Origin of the sequence: Cobetia sp. AM6 (assembly GCF_009617955.1) — a bacterium.
In the GTDB taxonomy this organism is placed as follows: Bacteria; Pseudomonadota; Gammaproteobacteria; order Pseudomonadales; family Halomonadaceae; genus Cobetia; species Cobetia amphilecti.
Window position 1 is genome coordinate 3,382,167 of sequence record NZ_AP021868.1, and the last position, 20,833, is coordinate 3,402,999.

Consider the following 20,833-nt stretch of genomic DNA (forward strand, 5'->3'; position numbering starts at 1 on the left):
GAAGCCGGCGTTGCATGCACTGGCGCGATAGCGCGCATCTTACCATCATCGTCTGGGCGACATCTTCAGCTGCGGATGCCCTTGCCACGCTCCAGCAGCCACAGCGCGAAGGCGAACAGGCCGATGATGAAGGCCACGATGGCGGCCATCGCCGGGCCGACGCTGATGTCCGAGACGCCCAGAATGCCGTAGCGGAAGGTGTTGACCATGTAGAGGATCGGGTTGGCCAGCGACACCGTCTGCCAGAATTCCGGCAGCATGTGGATGGAATAGAAGACGCCCCCCAGGTAGGTCAGCGGCGTGAGCACGAAGGTCGGAATGATCGAGATGTCATCGAACTTGCGCGCGAACAGCGCATTGATGAAGCCACCGATGGAGAACAGCAGCGCCGTCAGCACCACGACCATGATGGTCAGGAAGGGGTGATGGATATCGAGGTCCGTGAACAGGAAGGCCACGGCGGTCACGATGATGCCGACCCCCAGCCCGCGCACGGCGCCACCGATGATGTAGCCGAGCAGGATGATCCACGAGGGCAGCGGCGAGACCATCAGCTCCTCGATGCTGCGCTGGAACTTGTTGGAGAAGAATGACGAGGCCACGTTGGAATACGAGTTGGTGATCACCGACATCATGATCAGCCCCGGCACGATGTAATCCATGTAGCTGATGCCATCCATGGTGCCGATGCGCGAGCCGATGAGATTGCCGAAGATGACGAAATAGAGCGTCATGGTGATGGAAGGCGGCAACAGCGTCTGCGGCCAGATGCGCGTGAAACGACGGACTTCCTTGACGACGATGGTGACCAGAGCCACCCATAGCTGACGGGGGTTCACTGCGTGATCTCCTTGGCAACATTGGAGGCGATACCGCTTTCGGCGTTGGAACGCTCGACCAGGTCGACGAACAGCTCCTCGAGACGATTGGCACGATTGCGCATCGACACCACGGTGACACCGGCGCGATCCAGCGCCGCGAAGGCGGTATTGATCGACTGGCCCTTGCGCACGGCGAGCGCCAGCTGCTGAGGGTCACTCAAGGAGACCTCGAACCCGGCAATCACCGGCGCCTTGGTCAGCGGCTCACGAATGTCGAGCAGGAAGGTTTCCGCATCCAGCTCCTTGAGCAGCTCACGCATGCTGGTGTTATGCACGATCTCGCCATGATTGATGATAGCGATGTTGCGGCACAGGCTCTCGGCCTCTTCCAGGTAATGCGTGGTGAGGATGATGGTGGTGCCCTCCTCCCGATTGATGCGGCGCATGAACTCCCACATCGAGCGGCGCAATTCGATATCCACACCGGCCGTCGGCTCATCAAGAATCAACAGACGCGGCTTGTGAATCAGCGCACGGGCAATCATCAGACGGCGCTTCATGCCACCGGACAGCATGCGTGACGGGGTGTCGCGCTTGTCCCACAGCCCGAGGTCCCTGAGCAGACGCTCGGCACGCGGGCGCGCTTCCTTCATCGGCATGCCGTAATAACCCGCCTGGGTCATCACGATGTCCTGCACCTTCTCGAACTGATTGAAGTTGAACTCCTGCGGCACGACACCGAGGTGATACTTGGCCTTCGAGAAGTCCTTGTCGATATCGATTCCGTAGATCTCGACCTTGCCTGCGGTCTTCTGCACCAGCGAACTCACCACGCCGAGGGTCGTGGACTTGCCGGCCCCATTGGGGCCCAGCAGCGCGAAGAAATCGCCCTCGGGGACGTCAAGATCAATCCCCTTGAGCGCCTCAAAACCGTTGCCGTAGACCTTGGTCAGGCCACGGATAGACAAGGCAGGTCGTGACATCGGACACCTGTAATCGATTGACGCTGTCAGCCAGCACAGCAGAAAAGACGCATCTGAGAACAATTGCGCAACAGTGATGGCACCGTTTCGCCGTCCGCGAACATGAAAATCAGACGCAAGATATTGGATGCGCATGGTAACGCATTCGGCGCTGCCACATCAGACACACGGCAGAAAGGCATTAGTGCGCCACGGGAAACAAGCAGAGGGAGAAAATCACGCGGGGACAGCACCAGCGAGCGGCGCAGAACAGGGTGGAGAGGAATTTCAGGCACAAAAAAATCGCCAGTGACGTAACACGATGATCGTGTCTGTCAGGCGATGGCGTACTGCTATGTCATGCTTCAGCTTGCAACGTCACATTCGACTGGAGCGGGAAACGAGATTCGAACTCGCGACCCCAACCTTGGCAAGGTTGTGCTCTACCACTGAGCTATTCCCGCCTGTCGAAACACAAAAACTGCGGCGTAAAACAGAATGGCGTCCCATAGGGGGTTCGAACCCCTGTTACCGCCGTGAAAGGGCGGTGTCCTGGACCACTAGACGAATGGGACACACGTTAGAAAAAGCCATGCTTAATCTAAATGGAGCGGGAAACGAGATTCGAACTCGCGACCCCAACCTTGGCAAGGTTGTGCTCTACCACTGAGCTATTCCCGCACCGGGTGTCATGAACCTGTGCTCACGACATCTGTCTTACTGCTGGCTTGCCACACCATCATGCTCTGCATGGCGTCCCATAGGGGGTTCGAACCCCTGTTACCGCCGTGAAAGGGCGGTGTCCTGGACCACTAGACGAATGGGACGTACTGGAGCGGGAAACGAGATTCGAACTCGCGACCCCAACCTTGGCAAGGTTGTGCTCTACCACTGAGCTATTCCCGCAACACAAGCAGATCATGCGACCACACAAGACCGAAGATGGCGTCCCATAGGGGGTTCGAACCCCTGTTACCGCCGTGAAAGGGCGGTGTCCTGGACCACTAGACGAATGGGACACACGTTAGAACAAGACATGCCTGATCTAAATGGAGCGGGAAACGAGATTCGAACTCGCGACCCCAACCTTGGCAAGGTTGTGCTCTACCACTGAGCTATTCCCGCACTCCGGTCTCTACGCTGCAAGAAAGTGGCGTCCCATAGGGGGTTCGAACCCCTGTTACCGCCGTGAAAGGGCGGTGTCCTGGACCACTAGACGAATGGGACGTAACGTTCTTGCCTCGTCGAGGTGGCGCGTATATTACAAAGACCCTCCCCCTTCGTCAACCCCCTGCTTCAACAGGATTTTTCCGGCGTTGGCCAAGTGCATCCACCACATGCTTGTGGTCACGCCCTGACGCCCGCATTCTTGGGGTATGTGCCGGGTTTCGCGTGAAGACCGGCAGCCACTCTTTTCGAATTGCCGCGCAGGAGAACTTGCTTGCAGGTTCACACGAGCGCCATTCGAGAAACGCATAGATAGAGAGAAGAGATCATGAGCGAACAAGACCCGCAGACTCAGGACAAGTTGATTCGCAGTGAAGAGGAGTGGCGCAAGCGCCTGACGCCGGAGCAATACCGGGTGACGCGCGAGGCAGGGACCGAGCGCCCCTTCACTGGCGATCACGAAGTCAGCCCGACGCCGGGTACCTATCACTGCATCGCCTGTGACGCCAAGCTGTTCGACAACGACACCAAGTTCGACTCCGGCTGTGGCTGGCCGAGCTTCGACCGCCCCTATGCCGATGCCGCCGTCGAGGAGCACTTCGATACCAGCCATGGCATGCGTCGCGTGGAAGTGCGCTGTCGCCGCTGCGAATCTCATCTGGGGCACGTCTTCCCGGATGGCCCGACTGACACCGGTCAGCGCTACTGCATCAACTCCGTCGCGCTGCGCTTCAAGCCGATACGCGCCTGACGCCCGGGACATGGAGAGTCGATAGAGCGCTGGGCAGTGATGACCGGATAGCGCGCCTCCATGGCCAGGCCGCCTCTGATAGAATGCGTCGCCATACGCGTCCCCTCCTCTCCCGCATGCCATATAGCGCCATCCCTGATGGATGAGCGCCTTCCCTGGCATGCGGGAAGAAGGAGGCAGGACAGAGGTGACAGAACAACCGTCATACCCCTGACGGCAGGAGAGAAGCGACATGCTGGGCTGGTATCCGGGACATATGCACAAGGCACGCCGTCAGATAAAGGACGCGCTGCCCGAGATCGACGTGGTCATCGAAGTCCTCGATGCCCGCCTCCCCTACTCCAGCACCAATCCGGTGCTGTCCGAACTGACCCGTCACAAGCCGGTACTCAAGCTGCTGTCTCGCGCCGATCTGGCGGACCCGGCACGCACCCGCGAGTGGGTCGAGTATTTCGATGCCCTGCCCAACACCCGTGCACTGGCGATCACCACGCTTGAGGCGCGTGATCTCAAGCAGATCCCGCGCCTGTGCCGCGAGATGGCCGGTCATATCCGCGTCGATCGTGATGCGCGCGTGATGGTGATGGGCATCCCCAACGTCGGCAAGTCGACGCTGATCAATGGCCTGGCGGGTCGCAAGATCGCCAAGACCGGCAACGAGCCCGCCGTCACCAAGCGTCAGCAGAAGATTCGCATCGACGGTGGCATCGCCCTGATCGATACCCCCGGGGTGATGTGGCCGAAGATCGAGGATCAGGCCAGCGCCTATCGTCTGGCCGGCAGCGGCGCGATCCGCGACACCGCCATCGATTACACCGATGTGGCGGTGATCGTCGCGGCCGAGCTGGCCAAGCGCTACCCCACGGAGCTGACCGCACGCTACAAGCTGAAGTCACTGCCGGCCTACAGCGCCAACCCTGACGCCGAGCGAGTCGAGAGTGATGGCCCGCGCAAGGTCGATCTGATGGCGCTGTCCGGCTTCAATGGGGTAGCGATTCTGGAAGAGATCGCCAGCAAGCGCGGTGGCCTGCGTGCCGGTGGCATCATCGACCTGCACCGCGGTGCCGAGGTGCTGCTGCATGAACTGCGCGACGGCAAGCTTGGGCGCCTGACACTGGAAACGCCCGCCGACATTCCTGCCGAGCCGGTACCGGAAGCCAGTGGCGAGACGGAAGATGGAGCCGAAACGCGTGAGCAAGAGAGCGAATAACGCTACCAGAACAAGGCGCTAACGCGACTCTCGTCTGGCTCCCGTCCGCGGAACACGCCTGAATGCCAGTTGAAAATCCCGCCAGAAAACCTCTGGCGGGATTTTTTTCTGCCTGAACATCTCAAACCACAAATTTAACCACGCTATTGGCCCTTGGCCGTGGCGCGGCAGGCCAGCGGCGCGATATGCTGGACGCTCGCCCCTACACCTTACGTGACGGAGATCTACGGAAAGCATCATGGATACCGAGCAAAGAAAGCCCCGCGAAATTCGCAAGTCACACAAGCTGGACAACGTCTGCTATGACATTCGCGGGCCGGTTCTCGAACACGCCAAGCGTCTCGAGGACGAGGGCCATCGCATTCTCAAGCTCAATATCGGCAACCCGGCGCCCTTCGGCTTCGAGGCACCGGAAGAGATTCTGCAGGACGTGATGCGCAACCTGCCGACAGCGCAGGGCTATTGTGATTCCAAGGGGCTTTACTCTGCGCGCAAGGCGATCATGCAGGAGTGCCAGCGCAAGGATATCCAGGGTGTCGGGATCGAGGACATCTACGTCGGCAACGGCGTCTCGGAGCTGATCGTGCTGGCCATGCAGGCATTGCTTGATGATGGCGACGAGCTGCTGGTGCCGGCGCCGGATTACCCGCTATGGACTGCTGCCGCCAACCTGGCCGGTGGTCGCGCCGTACACTATCTGTGTGACGAAGCCCAGGACTGGGCGCCCTCCATCGAGGACATCCGCGCCAAGGTGACCAGCCACACCAAGGGCATCGTGCTGATCAATCCGAACAACCCGACCGGCGCGGTCTATCCGCCCGCGGTGGTGAAGGACATCCTGCAGGTCGCGCGCGAATTCGGTCTGGTGGTGTTCTCTGACGAGATCTACGACAAGATCCTCTACGACGGCACCGAGCACGTCTCCACCGGCGCGCTGGCCGATGATCTGCTGGTCGTGACCATGAACGGCCTGTCCAAGAGCTACCGCTGCGCCGGCTTCCGCTCCGGCTGGATGATTCTCTCCGGCGACAAGCGCCCGGCGGCCGACTTCATCTCCGGCCTCGACATGCTGGCCAGCATGCGCCTGTGCGCCAATGTGCCGGCGCAGCACGCCATCCAGACGGCGCTCGGCGGCTATCAGTCGATCAATGACCTAGTACTGCCGGGCGGACGCCTGCTGGCCCAGCGTGACGCGGCCTGGAAGAAGCTCAACGAGATTCCCGGCGTCAGCTGCGTGAAGCCCAAGGGCGCGCTCTACATGTTCCCGCGGCTCGACCCCGAGATGTATCCCTTCGAGGACGACCAGCAGATGGTGCTGGAGCTGTTGCTGGAAGAGAAGATGCTGCTGGTGCAGGGCACCGCCTTCAACTGGCCGAATCCGGACCACCTGCGCATCGTCACCCTGCCCTACGCCGACCAGCTGGAAGAAGCCATCGAACGCCTCGGCCGCTTCCTGGCGCGACGTCGCAAGGCCTGACGTCGGCCCAGCCCCCGTGATCAAGGGGCTACGCAGGTCGCCTCCAGTGGTGATACCTTGCTGTCCTTGCAGACCGTCCTTGCAGACCGTCCTTGCAGACTGTCGACGCAAATTCTGCCCGCGCCACCGCCAGTGATTCATCTCACTGTCAGTATCGCGGGCAGATAATTGCGCCCTACCGATATATTGGCATTGGAGACCTGACCCCATGATGCGGATAGCCCTTTTCCTGATCACCAACCTGGCGGTGGTGCTGCTGGCCAGTGTCACGCTGCGCCTGCTGGGCTTCGATGGCTACATGGAAGCCAACGGCATCAACTACACGGCGCTGCTGATCTTCTGCTTCATCATCGGCATGGCCGGTTCCGTGATCTCGCTGTTCCTGTCCAAGACGATGGCCAAGTCCTCGACCGGCACCGTGATCATCGAACAGCCGCAGAACGACACCGAGCGCTGGCTGCTGGACACCGTCGGAGAACTGGCGCGCGACGCTGGCATCAAGATGCCGGAAGTCGGCATCTTCCCGGCGCAGCAATCCAATGCCTTCGCCACCGGCTGGAACCGCAATGATGCACTGGTCGCCGTCTCGGCCGGCCTGCTCAATCGCATGCGCCCCGAGGAAGTGCGCGCCGTGCTGGCGCACGAGATCGGCCACGTCGCCAACGGCGACATGGTGACGCTGACGCTGATCCAGGGCGTGGTGAACACCTTCGTGATGTTCTTCGCGCGTATCGCCGCACATGCCATCGACGCCTTCCTCAAGCGCGATGACGAGAACGGCGGCCTGGGCTTCTTCGGCTACATGGCGGTCGTGTTCGTGCTGGAAATGGTGCTGGGCCTGGTGGCCTCGATGATCGTCGCCTGGTTCTCGCGCTGGCGCGAATACCGTGCCGATGCCGCAGGCGCAGGCCTGGCGGGCAGCGGCTCGATGATCAATGCCCTAGCTCGCCTCAAGCAGGAACATGAGCTGCCGGACCAGATGCCCGACACCATGACCGCCTTCGCCATCACTACCGGCAAGAGCCGCAAGCTGATGGAGCAACTGTTCGCCAGCCACCCGCCGCTGGATGACCGTATCGCCGCGCTCAAGGCCGCTGCCTACAAGTAAGCTCCGCCAATCCTGCACGGCCTGATTGGCCCCTGCAGACAGCAAAAAGCCCGCCACGTGATCCACGTGGCGGGCTTTTCTGTCAGTGGGCGCCGCTCGACATGCCGCCCCTCACGCCAACGTTTCCCACCCCGACAGCCCCAGCAGATTCACGGCAGCGTCGAGGCCGATCTGTTGCATCTCGCCCACGTTCAGCGAGTCACCCCGCAGGGCGCCCTCGATCCACAGGCCATCGACCAGCCCGTTGAGCGCGATGGTCAGATGCTGCAGCCGGGTCTCGTCTTCCTGACGCCCTTCCGCCACCAGAACGTCCTCCACCAGATGACGGAACAGCTCGGTCGTTTCGCGATAGGCCTCGCGGCGAATCTCCGCCATGCGAGGGTCGCCATAGGTGAGCGGCAGAAAGTTGGCCCACAGCAACAACGTCTGCGGCGTCACGATCGGCGGTGACAGATTGGCCTCAAGAAAGGCCTTCAACCTCGCATGCGGTGCCAGCTCTCGCCCTTCTATCGTGTCGGAGGCATCGGACAACAGGCGCTCCAGAAAGCGGCGATAGGCCGCGTAGAGCATGTTGTCCTTGCCTTCGAAATAGAAGCGGATCAACCCATTCGAGACACCGGCATATTCGGCGACACGCCGCACTGTCGTGCGCGAGATTCCCTCGCTGGCAATGCAGGTCAGGGTCGCTTCGATCAGGTCATCCTCTCGGGCATTGTTGTCTCGACGACTGGCCATGGAACGTGAATTACCCCTCGCGCAGAATCGGATTGGTCAGGCAGGTGGGGCCACCTTCGCACGCCATGCACAGGGCGTCACCTTCAAAAGTGCGCACACGCACGCCGGCGGCTTCCATCACGGCACGCGTGCCGGGGAAGCCATCGATCATCACGCAATCGTTCGGCGCCAACGGCATGACATTGAGGCTCAGGCCCAGCGACTGGTGGAACTCCTCTTCCGGGGCAATCACGAAGCGGATACCGCGCGCTTTCATCAAGGTCCAGAGTGCAGCAGGGATCAACTTGGGATGTACCAGATAGGTGTCATCCGCCAGCGGCGAGATCACCGACATCAGATGCAGGCAGGCCGCCTCGCCCTCCCAGACGGGCAGGTCGAAGCCCAGCACCTCGATACCATGCGGATTGAGCAGCGCGTTGAGCTGACGCACGCCCTCCCGATTGGAGCGGAAGCCCATGCCGACGACAAGGGTGTTCTCATCCAGCCACAGGGTGTCGCCCCCCTCGATGGCCGCCTCACCTTCCAGGCGACCGATGACCGGAATGCCGGCCTGCTCATAGACCTGACCATGCCGATTCGGTTCGTCCTTGCGCAGCGGCTTGCCCATCTGGAACAGCACGGCGCCGGCACGCGTCACCACCGAGGCATCGCGGGTGAACATGGCATCTGACAGCCCGTCATTGGTGTCCTCCATCCAGACGATCTCGGCACCGCTCTCCTCCACCATCTCGACCAGAGCCTGGTACTGACTGATGGCTTTCTCGGCATTGAAGTAGTGGTTGTAATGCCAGACCGCCGGATCGGCATTGCGCAGGCTGTCGCCAGGACGGCGCATCAGGACACGTGTCATTCGAGCGGCCATTGAGTGGCAACCGAACCGGGAGGAGGCGGGGGTATTCGACATGGAGGAAACCTCATTTTGATGGTCTGTCAGTCGCAATTGACTCGAATGTTATACAGATGCATAATTTTTATACAGATGCATAGTTTTATACAGGCACATGACTTTATGCAACTGCATAGTCAGTACCCGAGTGCATAACAACAAGATCAATCAGAGGACTCGCGCGTGCCTCACTCCCCTGCCACCCCGTTGACCGACAAGAATGACGATGCCGTCATCGACATTCGCGGACTCTGGAAATCCTTTGCTGGACGCGAAGTCCTCAAGGGCATCGACCTCACCGCCCAGCGTGGTGATGTGATCTCACTGATCGGCAGCAGCGGCTCGGGCAAGTCCACCCTGCTGCGCTGCATCAACCTGCTCGAGACACCCAGCGACGGGTCCTTGCGCCTGCTGGGCGAGGACGTGGCGCTGCGGCGGCGCGGTCAGCGACTCGAACCCGTCAATCGCCGACAGCTGCGTCTGCTGCGAGCTCGCCTGACGATGGTCTTCCAGAACTTCAATCTCTGGCCTCACATGAGCCTCGAAGCGAACCTCATGGAAGCGCCGATGCAGGTGCTCGGTCAGTCCCGCGCAGAAGCTCGGGAGCATGCTCACCAGCTGCTGGAGCGCGTCGGGCTTTACTCCCACCGCCAGGCCAACCCGAGAACGCTTTCCGGCGGCCAGCAGCAACGTGGCGCCATCGCCAGAGCCCTGGCCATGTCGCCGGAGGTGCTGCTCTTCGATGAACCGACCTCGGCACTGGACCCCGAACTTGTCGGCGAGGTGCTCGAGGTGATGCGCGACCTGGCTGCCGAAGGACGCACCATGGTCATCGTCACCCATGAGATGAAGTTCGCCGCTGATGTCGCGAACAAGGTCATCTTCCTCGACCAGGGCAACATCGAGGCCCAGGGCACCCCCGACCAGATATTCCGCTCCCCCTCTTCCGAGCGCCTCAAGCAGTTCATCGGCTCGATTACCTGAACCAGGAGAAGACCAACAATGAAAACCCTGTCCGCTATCGCATCTCTCGGGGCCATCGCCCTGTCTCTGAGCACCGTAGCTCAGGCCGACGTCGTACGTGTCGGCTTCGCCAGTGAGCCCTACCCGCCGTTCGCCACCCTGAAGTCCGATGGCAGCGTGACCGGCTGGGAAGTCGATATCGCCAATGCCGTCTGCGCCGCGGCAGAGCTTGAGTGCGAGATTGTCACCTCCTCCTGGGATGGCCTGATTCCGGCGCTGACCACGCGCAAGATCGATGCGATCGCCGCTTCACTCTCCATCACCGAGCAGCGCCGCAAGGTCATCGACTTCTCGGACAAGTACTACCAGACCAGCGCTGCCGTCATGGGTGCCAAGGGCGACGAGATCACGCCGACGCCAGAAGGACTGGCCGGCAAGACACTGGGCGTGCAGTCGGCCTCCATTCATCAGACCTATGCCAAGCGCCACTTCCCCGACACTCGAGTGCGTGAATACCAGACCCAGGATGAGGCCAACCAGGACCTGTTCGCCGGACGCATCGATGCCACCCTGGCCGACATCCTCGTGCTGGATGACTATCTCGCGAGCGACGATGGCGAACTGTGCTGTGACATGAAGGGCAATGTCGCGCACGACGAGAGCATCCTGGGGTCCGGCGTCGGATTCGGCGTGCGCAAGGGCGACAGCGAGCTGCTGGAGCGCCTGAATGCCGGTATCGCCGAGATTCGTGCCAGCGGGCGTTATGACGAGATCAGCAAGCAGTACTTCGACTTCGACATCTACGGAGATTGAAGCCGCCCTCGTCTCGACTTCGCCATACCGCATGAGGAAATTGCATGGCTGACTATCGCAACATGAGCATCGGCGAGCTGCTGTCGCTGACGCCGCCGGGCTGGGGAGGCGCTCTGCTGGATGGTCTGGTGCTATCGCTGCAGGTAGCGGCGAGCGGCTATCTGATTGGCCTGGTGATCGGCATGGCGGGCGCTGCGGGCAAGATCTCGGGTGGCCCCGTCACCCGGGATCTGCTCACCGGCTATACGACGGTGATACGCGCGGTTCCCGAGCTGGTACTGATCCTGCTGGTGTATTTCGCAGCGCCGGATGCCCTGAACCATCTGGCGAGCGCCGTCGGCCTCGGCCCCCTCGAGATCAGCCCCTTCGTCGCCGGGGTGGCCGTCATCGCTCTGGTGCAGGGCGCCTATGCCACCGAGGTCATCCGCGGTGCCATCAATGCCATCCCCAAGGGAATGCATGAGGCCGCACTGGCGCATGGCATGGCGCCCTTCACCATCCTGCGCCGCATCACGCTGCCATTGTTGCTGCCAGGCGCCCTGCCGGGTCTCTCCAATCTATGGCTGATCGCGACCAAGGACACGGCATTGCTGGCGGTCGTGGGCTTCACGGAGCTGACACTGGCCTCGCGTCAGGCAGCCGGTTCCACCCGCCATTATCTGCTGTTTCTCGGCGCCGCGGGGGTGCTCTACCTGATCGTATCGCTTGCCTCCAACCTGCTGTTCAAGACACTGGAGCGTCGCATGGACAAGGGGGCCCACCATGGCTGAGCCCAGACTTCCGCCCCATCGCCTCGTCCTGATCGCGATTGTCGTCGCCATCCTGGTGGCGATCGGCACCCAGATGCACTGGGAGTGGGTCGCCCAGTACCGCGGCGAGATCGGCAAAGGCATACTGCTGACACTCATGCTGCTGGTCTCCACCAGTGTGGCGGGCTTCCTGCTGGCCATCCCGCTGGGGCTGGCACAGGCACGTGGGCCGCGTCCGCTGGCGTGGCTGGCGCGAGGGTTCTGCAATCTGATTCGCGGTACCCCGTTGCTGCTGCAGCTGTGGATTCTCTACTACGGACTGGGGTCTCTGTTTCCGTATATCCCGGGCTTGCGTGGCAGCTGGTTGTGGCCGGTGCTGGCAGATCCGTGGATCTACGCCTTCTGTGCCTTGACCCTGTCGTTCGCGGGCTATGAAGGCGAGATCATGCGCGGCGCCTTTGCCGGCGTACCGCGCGGCGAACTTGAAGCGGCTCGCTCGCTGGGCATGTCTCCCTTCAGCATTCTCCGACGCATCTGGCTGCCCAGAGCCGTACAACGGGTATTGCCCACGCTGAATGGCGAGCTGATCATCCAGCTCAAGGCGACGCCACTGGTCGCGACCATTTCCGCCATCGATACCTATGCCGTCTTCGGGCGTATCCGCCAGGAAACCTATATCGTCTACGAGCCGCTGCTGCTGATGGCCTTGATCTATCTCGTCATCGCGGGACTGATCACCCTCGGCTTTCGCACACTCGATAAACGCCACGCTTCATGAGGCCTGACATGCAACGTACCCTCGACATCCTCACTCGCCTCATCGCCTTCGATACCACGTCGGACCGCTCCAATCTGGCGCTGATCCACTTCGTGCGTGACCTGCTGGCCGAGCACGGCATCCAGGCGACCGTGCTGGCGAATGCCGAAGGCGACAAGGCCTCACTGCTGGCGACGATAGGGCCGCCTGTCGCCGGGGGCGTGGTGCTTTCCGGTCACACCGACACCGTGCCCGTCACGGGGCAGACCTGGTCGCAGGACCCGTACCAGGCCACGCTCAAGGAGGGGCGCCTGTACGGTCGCGGCTCGGTGGACATGAAGGGCTTCATCGCGCTGTGTCTGGCGATGGTGCCGCAGTTTCTCGCATCGCCTCTCAAGCGGCCGATCCATCTCGCCTTCTCCTATGACGAAGAAAGCACCTGCATGGGCTGCCTGCCGCTGATCGACCACATGCGCGAGACACTGCCCGAGGTCGCCGCCGTCATCATCGGCGAGCCGACGCAAGGCCGCGTGGTGTCAGCGCACAAGGGCGTGCACTCCTGGCGCACGGAGGTGACGGGCGTCCCGGCCCATTCGAGCCGGCCAGACCTTGGCGTCTCGGCCACCTTCTACGCCGCGCGCATCATCTCGGAACTCGAGCGCACGGCAAACGAGCTGCGCACCAATGCCACCCGGGGAGAGCTGTTCGAGCCGCCCTATTCCACCCTGCACGTCAGCGCCATGCAGGGCGGCAATGCCCCCAATATCATTGCCAAGGACGCTCGTCTGCATTGGGAGCTGCGCAATCTGCCCAGTGATCCGCCTGACGCGGTGCGTGCACGCTTCGATGACTTCACCGCACAACTGGCGCGCGAGATGCAGCAGCATTCAGCCGACTGCCGCATCCAGACACTGGAGGACTATGCCTCGGTGCCGGCACTCACCCCGGAACCCGACGGCAAGGCAGAGGCGCTGGCCTTCGCCCTGACGGGACAGAGTGAGCGCTGTGGCGTCGGCTTCTGCTCGGAAGCGGGCTGGTTCCAGGACCGCGGCTTCTCCACCGTCGTGTGTGGGCCCGGCTCCATCGCACAGGCTCACAAGGCAGACGAATACATCGAGATGGCGGAACTTGAGCGATACCGTGACTTCCTCGCGCGTCTCATGCAGCACCAGTGCGCGGATTGAGCGCTGAGAAGAACGAATTTGCCGCGCCTGTAAGCCGCAAAAAAAGCCCGCCACGTGGATCACGTGGCGGGCTTTTTCTCTTTATATCTCGGGACTGAGTCAGCGTGACTCCGAGGTCTCGTGGGGCGTATCCAGCACCAGTGACTCGGCCAGCGGCGTCGGCTCCACGCCTTCAGCTCCCTCGCCCTCCTCAAGGCGCTCCAGCTTGAAGCCGACCATGGCGTAGGCCACCGCCAGCGCCAGATTGATCAGATTGAACAGCGCAAAGGGCAGGTAGCTCAAGGTCGCGACGCCCAGGGTGGCCGCCATGTAGGCGCCGCAGCTGTTCCAGGGAATCAGCGGCGAGGTGATGGTGCCGGAGTCTTCCAACGCGCGCGACAGGTTGACCGGCGCCAGGCGGCGGCGACGGAACTCGGCGCGATACATGCGCCCCGGCAGGATGACCGAGATGTACTGATCGCCGGTCACCACGTTGGAGGCCAGGCAGGTCCCCAGCGTGGTGATGACCAGCGAACCGGCATTGCGTGTCGCGCCCAGAAGGCTCTGTACCAGACGCTCCAGCAGGCCGAGGCGCTCGATCACGCCGCCGAAGGTCATCGCCGACAGGATCAGCCACACGGTGTTGAGCATGCTGCTCATGCCGCCCTTGGAGAGCAGCGAGTCGATCACCTCATCACCGCTGTGGGAGACATAGCCATCGAACATCGACATCCACACGCCCTTGAGCAGCGCCATGGCGGTGGACATGTCAGTGACGCTTGCCAGCCCCACCACCGCCTGCGGCTGGAAGATGACCGCGAAGACGGCGCCCAGCACCGCGCCGATGAAGATGGCCGGGAAGGCGGGCATCTGACGCACGGCCATCACCAGCAGCACCAGGAGCGGAATCAGCAGGTGCAGGCCGATATTGAACTGCTCGCCCAGCTGGGCACGCAGATTGGCGACCTGCTCCGGTGTCTGCAGGCTGGAGACGGAGTCATGGCCGAGCCACAGAAAGCCTGCCAGCGCGAGCAGGATGCTGGGCACGGTCGTCCACAGCATGTGACGAATATGCGCGAACAGCGTGGTGCCGGCCGCTGCCGGCGCCAGATTGGTGGTATCGGACAGCGGCGAGAGCTTGTCACCAAAGTAGGCCCCGGAAATCACCGCGCCGGCGGTGATCGCCTCGGACAGCCCCAGGCCATCGGCGATGCCGATCAGGCCGATGCCGATGGTACCGGCGACCGTCCACGAGCTGCCCACCGACAGCGCCACCAGCGCGCACAGCAGGCAGGCGGAGGCATAGAAGTACTGTGGCGCGATCACGTCCAGACCGTAGTAGATCATCGCCGGTACGGTGCCACCGAGAATCCAGGTGCCGATCATCGCGCCGACCGCGAGCAGGATCAGGATCGCGCCCAGCGAGATCTGGATGCCCTTGTTGATCCCCTCTTCGATATCGCTCCAGCGATAGCCGTTCTTGAGACCGATCAGGCCCGCGATCATCGCGCCGGACAGCAGCGCGACCTGATTGGGCCCCCAGGAGGCATCGGCACCGAACAGCACCACCGCCAGCACCAGCATGGCGATGACCAGCACGATGGGAATCAGGGCATCCAGCAGAGAAGGCGGACGATAGCCGCTGTCCTCAGCAGAGTTATCAGGGTGTTGTTGCATTCAAGACACCATCTTCAAGAAATGAGGACGCCGACACGCCGCGTGATGACGGGCATGGCAGAAGACACGGAGAATGGGGAGCAACGCCGCAGCGTCAGGCGGGGCATGCCGTCAAGGCCAGCCCCGGCGCGTGTCGCCAGGCGATCTGGGGCGCATTATATCGACCAAGGTCGCAGACCGAAACGGTCAGGGTTTCAGGCATGCGGCAAGGTCGTCGTCCATCAGGCGACCTCCACAACGCGAACGCCCCCGCCAGCAGAGCTGACAGGGGCGTTGCAGGGCGGCTTGCGAGTCACGCCGTGATCATTTGCTGACCAGCTTGACGCGGGAGAAGCCGAAGCCCTCGAGTACCTCACGCAGTTCGCGGGCATTCTTCTTGAGCTCGACGCGCAGCGTGGAGAACTCGCGACGCAGCGGATATTCCCGTCGATAACGTACGAACCCCTCGGCATTGCCGAACCGACGTTGATAGCGACGCAGGCCCAGCGCATCGCGACGCACGTCATAGCAGGCGCGTACGCAGAGCCCCAGCGCCTCTTCCGGCGGCGCCCAGCCCGTCAGCACCAGCTTGCGCAGCCACGGGTCCGGCTTGAGCTGACCCAGCTTGCGGCGCGCCGGCAGCCCGAAGTGACGACAGGCCTGCTGATAGATGATCTCGGTGCCCTGCATCTTGCCATCCAGGCTATGCCCGGCGATGTGCGGCGTGGCGATGTCCACCAGCGCGGCCAGCTCGGCATCGATATCCGGCTCGTTTTCCCACACATCCAGCACGGTCAGCAGGTCAGCCTGCTCCTTGAGGCGCTGCTTGAGCGCCGCGGTATCGACACAGCCACCGCGGCCGGCACTCAGCAGCACGCTGCCGGGCTTCATGGCGCGGATACGCTCGGCATTGATCAGATGATGGGTCGGGTGCTCGCCACCGGTGACCATCGGGGTGTGCACGCAGATGACATCACACTCGGCGGCCAGCTCATCGAGGTCCACGAAACGGGACTTCTCGGGGCGCTCCTCGCTCTGGCCCTCAAGCGCGGCACGCGGCGGATCGCAGACCAGCACCTCGGCACCCAGCGACTCGAGACGCTTGACCAGTCGTGACCCGACCTGGCCGGCCCCGACCACGCCGAAGCGGCGGTCCAGCTGCAGATCCAGCCCTTCCTGCTCGGCCAGATGCCACAGCGACGACAGCACGTAATCCACCACCGAGTCGGCATTGCAGCCCGGCGCGTTGGTGAAGTGGATATCGTTGGCCGCGAGCCATTCGAGATCGGCATGGTCGGTGCCGATGATCGGCGAGCCGACGAAGCGCACCCGCGTTCCTTCCAACAGCGCCTGATCCACGCGCAAGGTAGAGCGACAGATCAGCATGTCGACGTCCTTGAGGACGGCATTGGTGATCTCGCGAGTCGGCATGCAGGTCACCTCTCCCAGTTCGGAGAAGAATTCCTCTGCCAGAGGGACGTTATCGTCCACGATGATGTGCATCTGTTGCCTTTCCTTGCTGTGGCAATGAGTGTCGCTGCGGGTTCACGGGCCAGCATGAGCGCCTGAGTGACTTCACACCTTGCCGCAAGGCACGTGAAGATTACAATGGTATGCTTGCTTGCCCGTCGCCGTGCCATCTTAGGCGCACGCAACGGGCGTCACAAGCTCATGATTGAGTCCAGCCACCATCGTTTCGCCTCGGGAGTCACGCGTGATCATCCGCTGGGAAAGCCACCACGATTACGTTCTGGTCCATGTGCATCAGGACATGTTCGGCGACTGGATCGTCAGCCGCTCATGGGGCCAGATCGGCACCCAGTTCGGCGGATTGAAGCACGATCTCGCCGAAAGCCACGAGCAGGCCATGACCTGGGTCAGCGATCTCGCCCACATCCAGGCCTCACGCGGCTACACCAAGGTGCTGGAGGCCACGGCCGATAGCCCGGAAGCCGAAGACGCCATGCGCCAGATGTCGCTGCTGGAGAGCTAGTACGCAGCACGGTGCCGGACACGAAAAGACCGCCGCTACCCTGAGGTAGCGGCGGTCTTTTTACACCAGCTTATAGCGACACATCTGCACCTCTCAGCGCAGAAAGCGACGCCCGTTGCGCAGGGCGGGGCTCTGCGGCTCAGTGGCTGAGTCGTGCTCGGCCGGGGGCCTGATTTCGACACCCTGCTCGAGGCGCTGCTCGACGCCCTGCGCGCGCAACCACTCCGGCAACACCTCTTCGCCATCGGCCAGCGAATACTCCGCCCCCGATGCGCTCGCCAGTACAGGGATGCGGGTCGCGTAACGCTCGCTCAGCTGCGTGTCGAAGGCGATCTCGACCCGCGTGAGCGTGACATCCGCCCCCAGCGCCTGCAGCGTGGCTTCCAGCCGAGCACACAGATGACAGCCCGCCGTGGTGTAGAGCCACAGCGGGACGCTGGCCATCGCTCAGCCCTTCACATCGCTGGCGCGACGGATGCGGAAGACGTGGTGGATATCCGGACGACGCTTGAAGTCCGGGTCCAGCAGCTTGCGCGACAGGTCTTCCACCACATGGTGCTGGCTGACGCTGTCATCCATCACGAAGCGACGATGGTTGTTGGAGAAGATCAGCGTGCCGCCCGGCGCCAGACTGGCCATCGCCAGGTCGATCAGGCGCGCGTGATCACGCTGGATATCCAGGGTGCCTTCCATCTTCTTGGAGTTGGAGAAGGTCGGCGGGTCAAGGAAGATCAGGTCGAATTCCTCGCGGGAGCGCTCCAGCCACTTCAGGCAGTCGGCACGCACCAGCTGATGGCGTTTCTCGCTGATGCCGTTGAGCTTGAAATTCTCGCGCCCCCAGTCCAGATAGGTATTGGACATGTCGACGCTGACGCTCTCGCTGGCACCGCCCAGCACCGCATGCACGGTGGCCGTCGCGGTATAGCAGAACAGGTTGAGCACCCGCTTGCCGTCCGCTTCCTTGCCCAGCAGCTTGCGCACCGGACGGTGATCCAGGAACAGGCCGGTATCCAGGTAGTCCTTGAGATTCACCCACAGCCTGGCATCGCCTTCCTGCACCTCGATACGCTGACCGGAGCTGTCCTGGCGCGTGTACTGCGCCTTGCCCGCCTGACGCGTGCGTTGCTTGATATGGATATCGTTGGGCGAGCAGCCCAACACCTGCGGAATCGCCGCCAATGCATCCATCAGGCGGCGCTGCGCCTGACTGGCATCCACGGACTTGGGCGGCGTGTATTCCTGCACGTGCACGTGACGGCCATAGATATCGATGGCCAGCGCATACTCCGGCATGTCGGCATCGTAGAGGCGATAGCAGGTAGTTCCGCTCTGCTTGAGCCAGCGCGCCAGTGACTTCTGGTTCTTCTTGAGCCGATTGGCGAACATCTGGCCGCCCTCGCTCAGCGCGGGCTGACTGCGGGCATCTTCGGCCACGCTGTCTTCGTCGACCGCACGCTCACGCGCCGCCACGTCGATCATCAACAACTTGCAGTCGAGCTGGCCGTTGCGGAAGGCGTACTGACGATGCGCACGCAGGCCGAGACGATGGCCGAGGTCCGGATTGCCGGTGAACATGCCCAGCGTCCAACCGCCGAAGTGACGCTTCATGCGCTCACCCAGGCTTGCGTAGAGCGGCACCAGTGCCGGCAGCTCACCCAGACGCTCACCGTAGGGCGGGTTGGTCATCACCAGGCCAGTGGTGGCGCCCTCGGGACAGGTAAGCTCGGCGACGGAGGCGCCTTCCAGCTCGATCAGCGCCGGAATGCCGGCACGCATGGCGTTGGAGCGCGCGGCAGAAATCGCCTGCGGGCTGTGATCGCGACCGAACAGGCGCGCGGTGACCTTGCGGCGTCCGGCAATGGCACGCTGCTCCATCTCTTCCCACAGGCCCTTCCAGATGCGCTCGTCATGGCGCCCCCAGTGGCGGCAGGCGAAGTCATGGTTCAGCGACTGCGGCGCGATATCCGCCGCCATCAAGGCTGCTTCGATCAGCAACGTGCCGGAGCCGCACATCGGGTCGACCAGGCTCTCGCCACGCGCCGCACGCGCCGGCCAGTCGGCCCGCATCAGCAGGGCCGCCGCCAGGTTTTCCTTCAGCGGCGCATGGGCGAGATCAGGACGGTAGCCACGCTGGTGCAGACTGCGACCCACGAGGTCGATGCCCAGAGTGATGTAGCCATTGTGCAGGTGCGCGTAGATGCGCAGATCTGCATTCTTGCCATCGACGGTCGGCTTGTTACGGCCTTCCTCGAACATCGCCTCGACGATGCCGTCCTTGACGGTCTGGGCACCGAAGAAGGTGTGACGAATGTCTTTCCATGTTCCGTGGAAATCGACGGCGATGGACGCACTATCTGGCAATTCCATCGCCCAATCGACACCCGCACTCGCCTTGCGCAGTTGCTCGCCGGTGTCGACGCCACCCACGCGAGTGAGCAGACGAATGATGCGGTTGGCCAGTCGCGACCACAGGATGGTGCGGTAGGCGGTTTCCTGGCTACCGTTGAAGTGTACGCCAGCGACGGTCGTGCCAGTCACCTCGGCACCCAGAGCCGTCAGCTCATCGGCCAGCAGCGTTTCGATGCCACGCGGGCAGGTCGCAAACCAGGTAGAGAGCGAGTTGCTGGGCGCGCGGGGTGTAGTCGCAGAGGTCGTATCAGTCATGAATCTCTCACCGGCAGGTGCCGGACTTATTCCTGTGAGTTGGCTTCTGGCACTAGCGATATTCCTATACGGCTGTCGACAAGCCAGAGGCAGTGTTCTAAAAACTATAGGTGTAGCTGCAATTCGGAAAGGTGACACGCCATGCGAAATCGAGGATCAAGGGACACGAGCCTCATTCGGGCAGCCTATCTGTGCCGCTCAGGAGATCGGACTTCCGGCACGGCAAGGCAGTCGCTCTTTCACCATCACGCTCGAGCATATACAGGCAAGACCTTCCATCATCTCACACTCGTGACCTTTTCCGACAAGAATGGCCAACGACGCGAGGTGATGATGCACGAGGCCGGCAGTGCCCGACAGGGCATCGGCCAACTCTCTCACTCGGCATGTCCAATGGCAGGGACAACCGCGGCCAGACAAGGTCTCGCCGGGTACGTCTCGCCATCACTGACACACAGTGCCGATGGGTTCTCACTTAGAGGTCATCCATGAAGAGACAGAAACGTGATCGCTTTCAGCGTGCCTATGTTCACGGCTACAAGGCTGGTGTCACCGGCCGTTCCCGTGATGATTGTCCCAGTATCGATGTCAATCTACGTGAATTCTGGATGAGCGGCTGGCGTGAAGGCCGCGGGGACCAGTGGTCGGGAATGACCGGCGTCTCCGGCATCCACAAGAACCCCATGGTGCTCAGCTGAGCACCACATGACGCCAAGGTTCATCATCCGCGACCAGGAGGTCATCCCATTTCAGGAAAGCGGCACGTCACGGAATGACACTGGCAATACGGCGCCTGGCGCCTTTCACCCCGCCGACGCAGCCTGATGCGCTGCCCAAGCGGATTCTCCGGCATCACGCCACCGGCTTCTGACATGTTACAGGGTCGGCTGGCACGTACAGAGAGGACTCGAGGTGTTCACGGTGAGTCGGTTTAGCGACATCACCCGGAAAATCCCAC

General features: G+C 62.3%; 19 protein-coding genes and 8 tRNA genes. 11 read left to right on the top strand and 16 right to left on the bottom strand.

Annotated features, from left to right (window positions below):
* Positions 1-65: 65 nt before the first annotated feature.
* The 10 genes from CLAM6_RS14210 to CLAM6_RS14255 all read right to left on the bottom strand — a co-directional run bounded on the left by CLAM6_RS14210 (position 66) and on the right by CLAM6_RS14255 (position 3,010).
* Complete coding sequence (locus CLAM6_RS14210; RefSeq protein WP_043333883.1) at positions 66-839, bottom strand: ABC transporter permease; 774 nt, start codon at positions 837-839, stop codon at positions 66-68.
* Positions 836-1,804 (bottom strand): ABC transporter ATP-binding protein, encoded by a 969-nt coding sequence (locus CLAM6_RS14215; protein WP_153636452.1) that lies wholly within the window; start codon positions 1,802-1,804, stop codon positions 836-838. The genes CLAM6_RS14210 and CLAM6_RS14215 overlap by 4 nt, the downstream gene beginning before the upstream one ends.
* Positions 1,805-2,172: 368 nt before the next feature.
* Positions 2,173-2,247: transfer RNA gene (locus CLAM6_RS14220), tRNA-Gly, on the bottom strand.
* 35 nt (positions 2,248-2,282) lie between these two features.
* Positions 2,283-2,358, bottom strand: a tRNA-Glu gene (locus CLAM6_RS14225).
* A 31-nt stretch (positions 2,359-2,389) separates the two neighbouring features.
* A tRNA-Gly gene (locus tag CLAM6_RS14230) sits at positions 2,390-2,464 on the bottom strand.
* Positions 2,465-2,534: 70 nt separating this feature from the next.
* Positions 2,535-2,610, bottom strand: a tRNA-Glu gene (locus tag CLAM6_RS14235).
* Positions 2,611-2,614: 4 nt separating this feature from the next.
* Positions 2,615-2,689 (bottom strand) — tRNA-Gly (locus tag CLAM6_RS14240).
* Positions 2,690-2,726: 37 nt separating this feature from the next.
* Positions 2,727-2,802 (bottom strand) — tRNA-Glu (locus CLAM6_RS14245).
* 31 nt (positions 2,803-2,833) lie between these two features.
* Positions 2,834-2,908: transfer RNA gene (locus tag CLAM6_RS14250), tRNA-Gly, on the bottom strand.
* 26 nt (positions 2,909-2,934) lie between these two features.
* A tRNA-Glu gene (locus CLAM6_RS14255) sits at positions 2,935-3,010 on the bottom strand.
* A 268-nt stretch (positions 3,011-3,278) separates the two neighbouring features.
* Between CLAM6_RS14255 and msrB the strand changes: the two genes are divergently transcribed.
* The 4 genes from msrB to htpX all read left to right on the top strand — a co-directional run bounded on the left by msrB (position 3,279) and on the right by htpX (position 7,496).
* Positions 3,279-3,701 carry a peptide-methionine (R)-S-oxide reductase MsrB gene (msrB, locus tag CLAM6_RS14260; protein ID WP_043334292.1) on the top strand — a complete coding sequence of 141 codons (423 nt, stop codon included), beginning with the start codon at positions 3,279-3,281 and terminating at the stop codon, positions 3,699-3,701.
* A gap of 232 nt (positions 3,702-3,933) precedes the next feature.
* A complete protein-coding gene (gene ylqF, locus CLAM6_RS14265; protein WP_043334293.1) occupies positions 3,934-4,911 on the top strand; it encodes a ribosome biogenesis GTPase YlqF in 978 nt (325 codons plus the stop codon).
* A 238-nt stretch (positions 4,912-5,149) separates the two neighbouring features.
* Positions 5,150-6,388: a pyridoxal phosphate-dependent aminotransferase gene (locus CLAM6_RS14270; protein WP_043334294.1), complete on the top strand. Its 1,239-nt coding sequence runs from the start codon at positions 5,150-5,152 to the stop codon at positions 6,386-6,388.
* 208 nt (positions 6,389-6,596) lie between these two features.
* Positions 6,597-7,496 (top strand): protease HtpX, encoded by a 900-nt coding sequence (gene htpX, locus CLAM6_RS14275; RefSeq protein ID WP_107336103.1) that lies wholly within the window; start codon positions 6,597-6,599, stop codon positions 7,494-7,496.
* A 111-nt stretch (positions 7,497-7,607) separates the two neighbouring features.
* Here htpX and CLAM6_RS14280 read toward each other — a convergent pair whose 3' ends face one another.
* A complete protein-coding gene (locus CLAM6_RS14280; RefSeq protein ID WP_131432646.1) occupies positions 7,608-8,231 on the bottom strand; it encodes a TetR/AcrR family transcriptional regulator in 624 nt (207 codons plus the stop codon).
* A gap of 10 nt (positions 8,232-8,241) precedes the next feature.
* A complete protein-coding gene (locus tag CLAM6_RS14285; RefSeq protein WP_242007688.1) occupies positions 8,242-9,066 on the bottom strand; it encodes a dimethylarginine dimethylaminohydrolase family protein in 825 nt (274 codons plus the stop codon).
* A 234-nt stretch (positions 9,067-9,300) separates the two neighbouring features.
* Here CLAM6_RS14285 and CLAM6_RS14290 point away from each other — a divergent pair, with 234 nt between their 5' ends.
* From CLAM6_RS14290 to argE, 5 genes are read left to right on the top strand one after another with little or no spacing between them, the layout of a single operon-like run.
* Positions 9,301-10,101: an ATP-binding cassette domain-containing protein gene (locus tag CLAM6_RS14290; protein ID WP_277876244.1), complete on the top strand. Its 801-nt coding sequence runs from the start codon at positions 9,301-9,303 to the stop codon at positions 10,099-10,101.
* 18 nt (positions 10,102-10,119) lie between these two features.
* Complete coding sequence (locus tag CLAM6_RS14295) at positions 10,120-10,893, top strand: transporter substrate-binding domain-containing protein (RefSeq protein ID WP_153636453.1); 774 nt, start codon at positions 10,120-10,122, stop codon at positions 10,891-10,893.
* A 44-nt stretch (positions 10,894-10,937) separates the two neighbouring features.
* Complete coding sequence (locus tag CLAM6_RS14300) at positions 10,938-11,663, top strand: ABC transporter permease (RefSeq protein ID WP_043334300.1); 726 nt, start codon at positions 10,938-10,940, stop codon at positions 11,661-11,663.
* A complete protein-coding gene (locus tag CLAM6_RS14305; protein WP_153636454.1) occupies positions 11,656-12,420 on the top strand; it encodes an ABC transporter permease in 765 nt (254 codons plus the stop codon). Before CLAM6_RS14300 ends, CLAM6_RS14305 begins: the two co-directional genes overlap by 8 nt.
* A gap of 8 nt (positions 12,421-12,428) precedes the next feature.
* Positions 12,429-13,583 (top strand): acetylornithine deacetylase, encoded by a 1,155-nt coding sequence (gene argE, locus CLAM6_RS14310; protein WP_197738690.1) that lies wholly within the window; start codon positions 12,429-12,431, stop codon positions 13,581-13,583.
* Between the two features lie 99 nt (positions 13,584-13,682).
* Here argE and nhaC read toward each other — a convergent pair whose 3' ends face one another.
* Together nhaC and pdxB are read right to left on the bottom strand one after the other, a co-directional pair.
* The gene (nhaC, locus tag CLAM6_RS14315; RefSeq protein ID WP_153636456.1) at positions 13,683-15,239 is read right to left on the bottom strand and encodes a Na+/H+ antiporter NhaC; all 1,557 of its coding nucleotides are present in this window, start codon (positions 15,237-15,239) and stop codon (positions 13,683-13,685) included.
* A 303-nt stretch (positions 15,240-15,542) separates the two neighbouring features.
* Positions 15,543-16,721 (bottom strand): 4-phosphoerythronate dehydrogenase PdxB, encoded by a 1,179-nt coding sequence (gene pdxB / locus CLAM6_RS14320; RefSeq protein WP_153636457.1) that lies wholly within the window; start codon positions 16,719-16,721, stop codon positions 15,543-15,545.
* Positions 16,722-16,932: 211 nt separating this feature from the next.
* Between pdxB and CLAM6_RS14325 the strand changes: the two genes are divergently transcribed.
* Positions 16,933-17,211, top strand: a complete 279-nt coding sequence (locus CLAM6_RS14325) for a WGR domain-containing protein (protein WP_043334304.1) — start codon at positions 16,933-16,935, stop codon at positions 17,209-17,211.
* Between the two features lie 93 nt (positions 17,212-17,304).
* Here the strand turns inward: CLAM6_RS14325 and CLAM6_RS14330 are convergent, their stop codons facing one another.
* Together CLAM6_RS14330 and rlmKL are read right to left on the bottom strand one after the other, a co-directional pair.
* Entirely contained in the window at positions 17,305-17,655 is a 351-nt protein-coding gene (locus CLAM6_RS14330) for a glutaredoxin family protein (RefSeq protein ID WP_153636458.1), read from the bottom strand.
* A 3-nt stretch (positions 17,656-17,658) separates the two neighbouring features.
* Positions 17,659-19,875 carry a bifunctional 23S rRNA (guanine(2069)-N(7))-methyltransferase RlmK/23S rRNA (guanine(2445)-N(2))-methyltransferase RlmL gene (rlmKL, locus tag CLAM6_RS14335; protein WP_153636459.1) on the bottom strand — a complete coding sequence of 739 codons (2,217 nt, stop codon included), beginning with the start codon at positions 19,873-19,875 and terminating at the stop codon, positions 17,659-17,661.
* A gap of 488 nt (positions 19,876-20,363) precedes the next feature.
* On the opposite strand from rlmKL, the gene rmf reads away from it, so the two are divergent.
* Positions 20,364-20,573 carry a ribosome modulation factor gene (gene rmf, locus CLAM6_RS14340; RefSeq protein ID WP_043334308.1) on the top strand — a complete coding sequence of 70 codons (210 nt, stop codon included), beginning with the start codon at positions 20,364-20,366 and terminating at the stop codon, positions 20,571-20,573.
* Positions 20,574-20,833 lie beyond the last annotated feature (260 nt).

Coding starts and splice junctions, on each gene's coding strand:
- CLAM6_RS14215 (WP_153636452.1), bottom strand. CDS start 1,804: ATGTCACGACCTGCCTTGTCTATCCGTGGCCTGACCAAGGTCTACGGC.
- msrB (WP_043334292.1), top strand. CDS start 3,279: ATGAGCGAACAAGACCCGCAGACTCAGGACAAGTTGATTCGCAGTGAA.
- ylqF (WP_043334293.1), top strand. CDS start 3,934: ATGCTGGGCTGGTATCCGGGACATATGCACAAGGCACGCCGTCAGATA.
- CLAM6_RS14270 (WP_043334294.1), top strand. CDS start 5,150: ATGGATACCGAGCAAAGAAAGCCCCGCGAAATTCGCAAGTCACACAAG.
- htpX (WP_107336103.1), top strand. CDS start 6,597: ATGATGCGGATAGCCCTTTTCCTGATCACCAACCTGGCGGTGGTGCTG.
- CLAM6_RS14280 (WP_131432646.1), bottom strand. CDS start 8,231: ATGGCCAGTCGTCGAGACAACAATGCCCGAGAGGATGACCTGATCGAA.
- CLAM6_RS14285 (WP_242007688.1), bottom strand. CDS start 9,066: ATGCGCCGTCCTGGCGACAGCCTGCGCAATGCCGATCCGGCGGTCTGG.
- CLAM6_RS14295 (WP_153636453.1), top strand. CDS start 10,120: ATGAAAACCCTGTCCGCTATCGCATCTCTCGGGGCCATCGCCCTGTCT.
- CLAM6_RS14300 (WP_043334300.1), top strand. CDS start 10,938: ATGGCTGACTATCGCAACATGAGCATCGGCGAGCTGCTGTCGCTGACG.
- CLAM6_RS14305 (WP_153636454.1), top strand. CDS start 11,656: ATGGCTGAGCCCAGACTTCCGCCCCATCGCCTCGTCCTGATCGCGATT.
- argE (WP_197738690.1), top strand. CDS start 12,429: ATGCAACGTACCCTCGACATCCTCACTCGCCTCATCGCCTTCGATACC.
- nhaC (WP_153636456.1), bottom strand. CDS start 15,239: ATGCAACAACACCCTGATAACTCTGCTGAGGACAGCGGCTATCGTCCG.
- pdxB (WP_153636457.1), bottom strand. CDS start 16,721: ATGCACATCATCGTGGACGATAACGTCCCTCTGGCAGAGGAATTCTTC.
- CLAM6_RS14330 (WP_153636458.1), bottom strand. CDS start 17,655: ATGGCCAGCGTCCCGCTGTGGCTCTACACCACGGCGGGCTGTCATCTG.
- rlmKL (WP_153636459.1), bottom strand. CDS start 19,875: ATGACTGATACGACCTCTGCGACTACACCCCGCGCGCCCAGCAACTCG.
- rmf (WP_043334308.1), top strand. CDS start 20,364: ATGAAGAGACAGAAACGTGATCGCTTTCAGCGTGCCTATGTTCACGGC.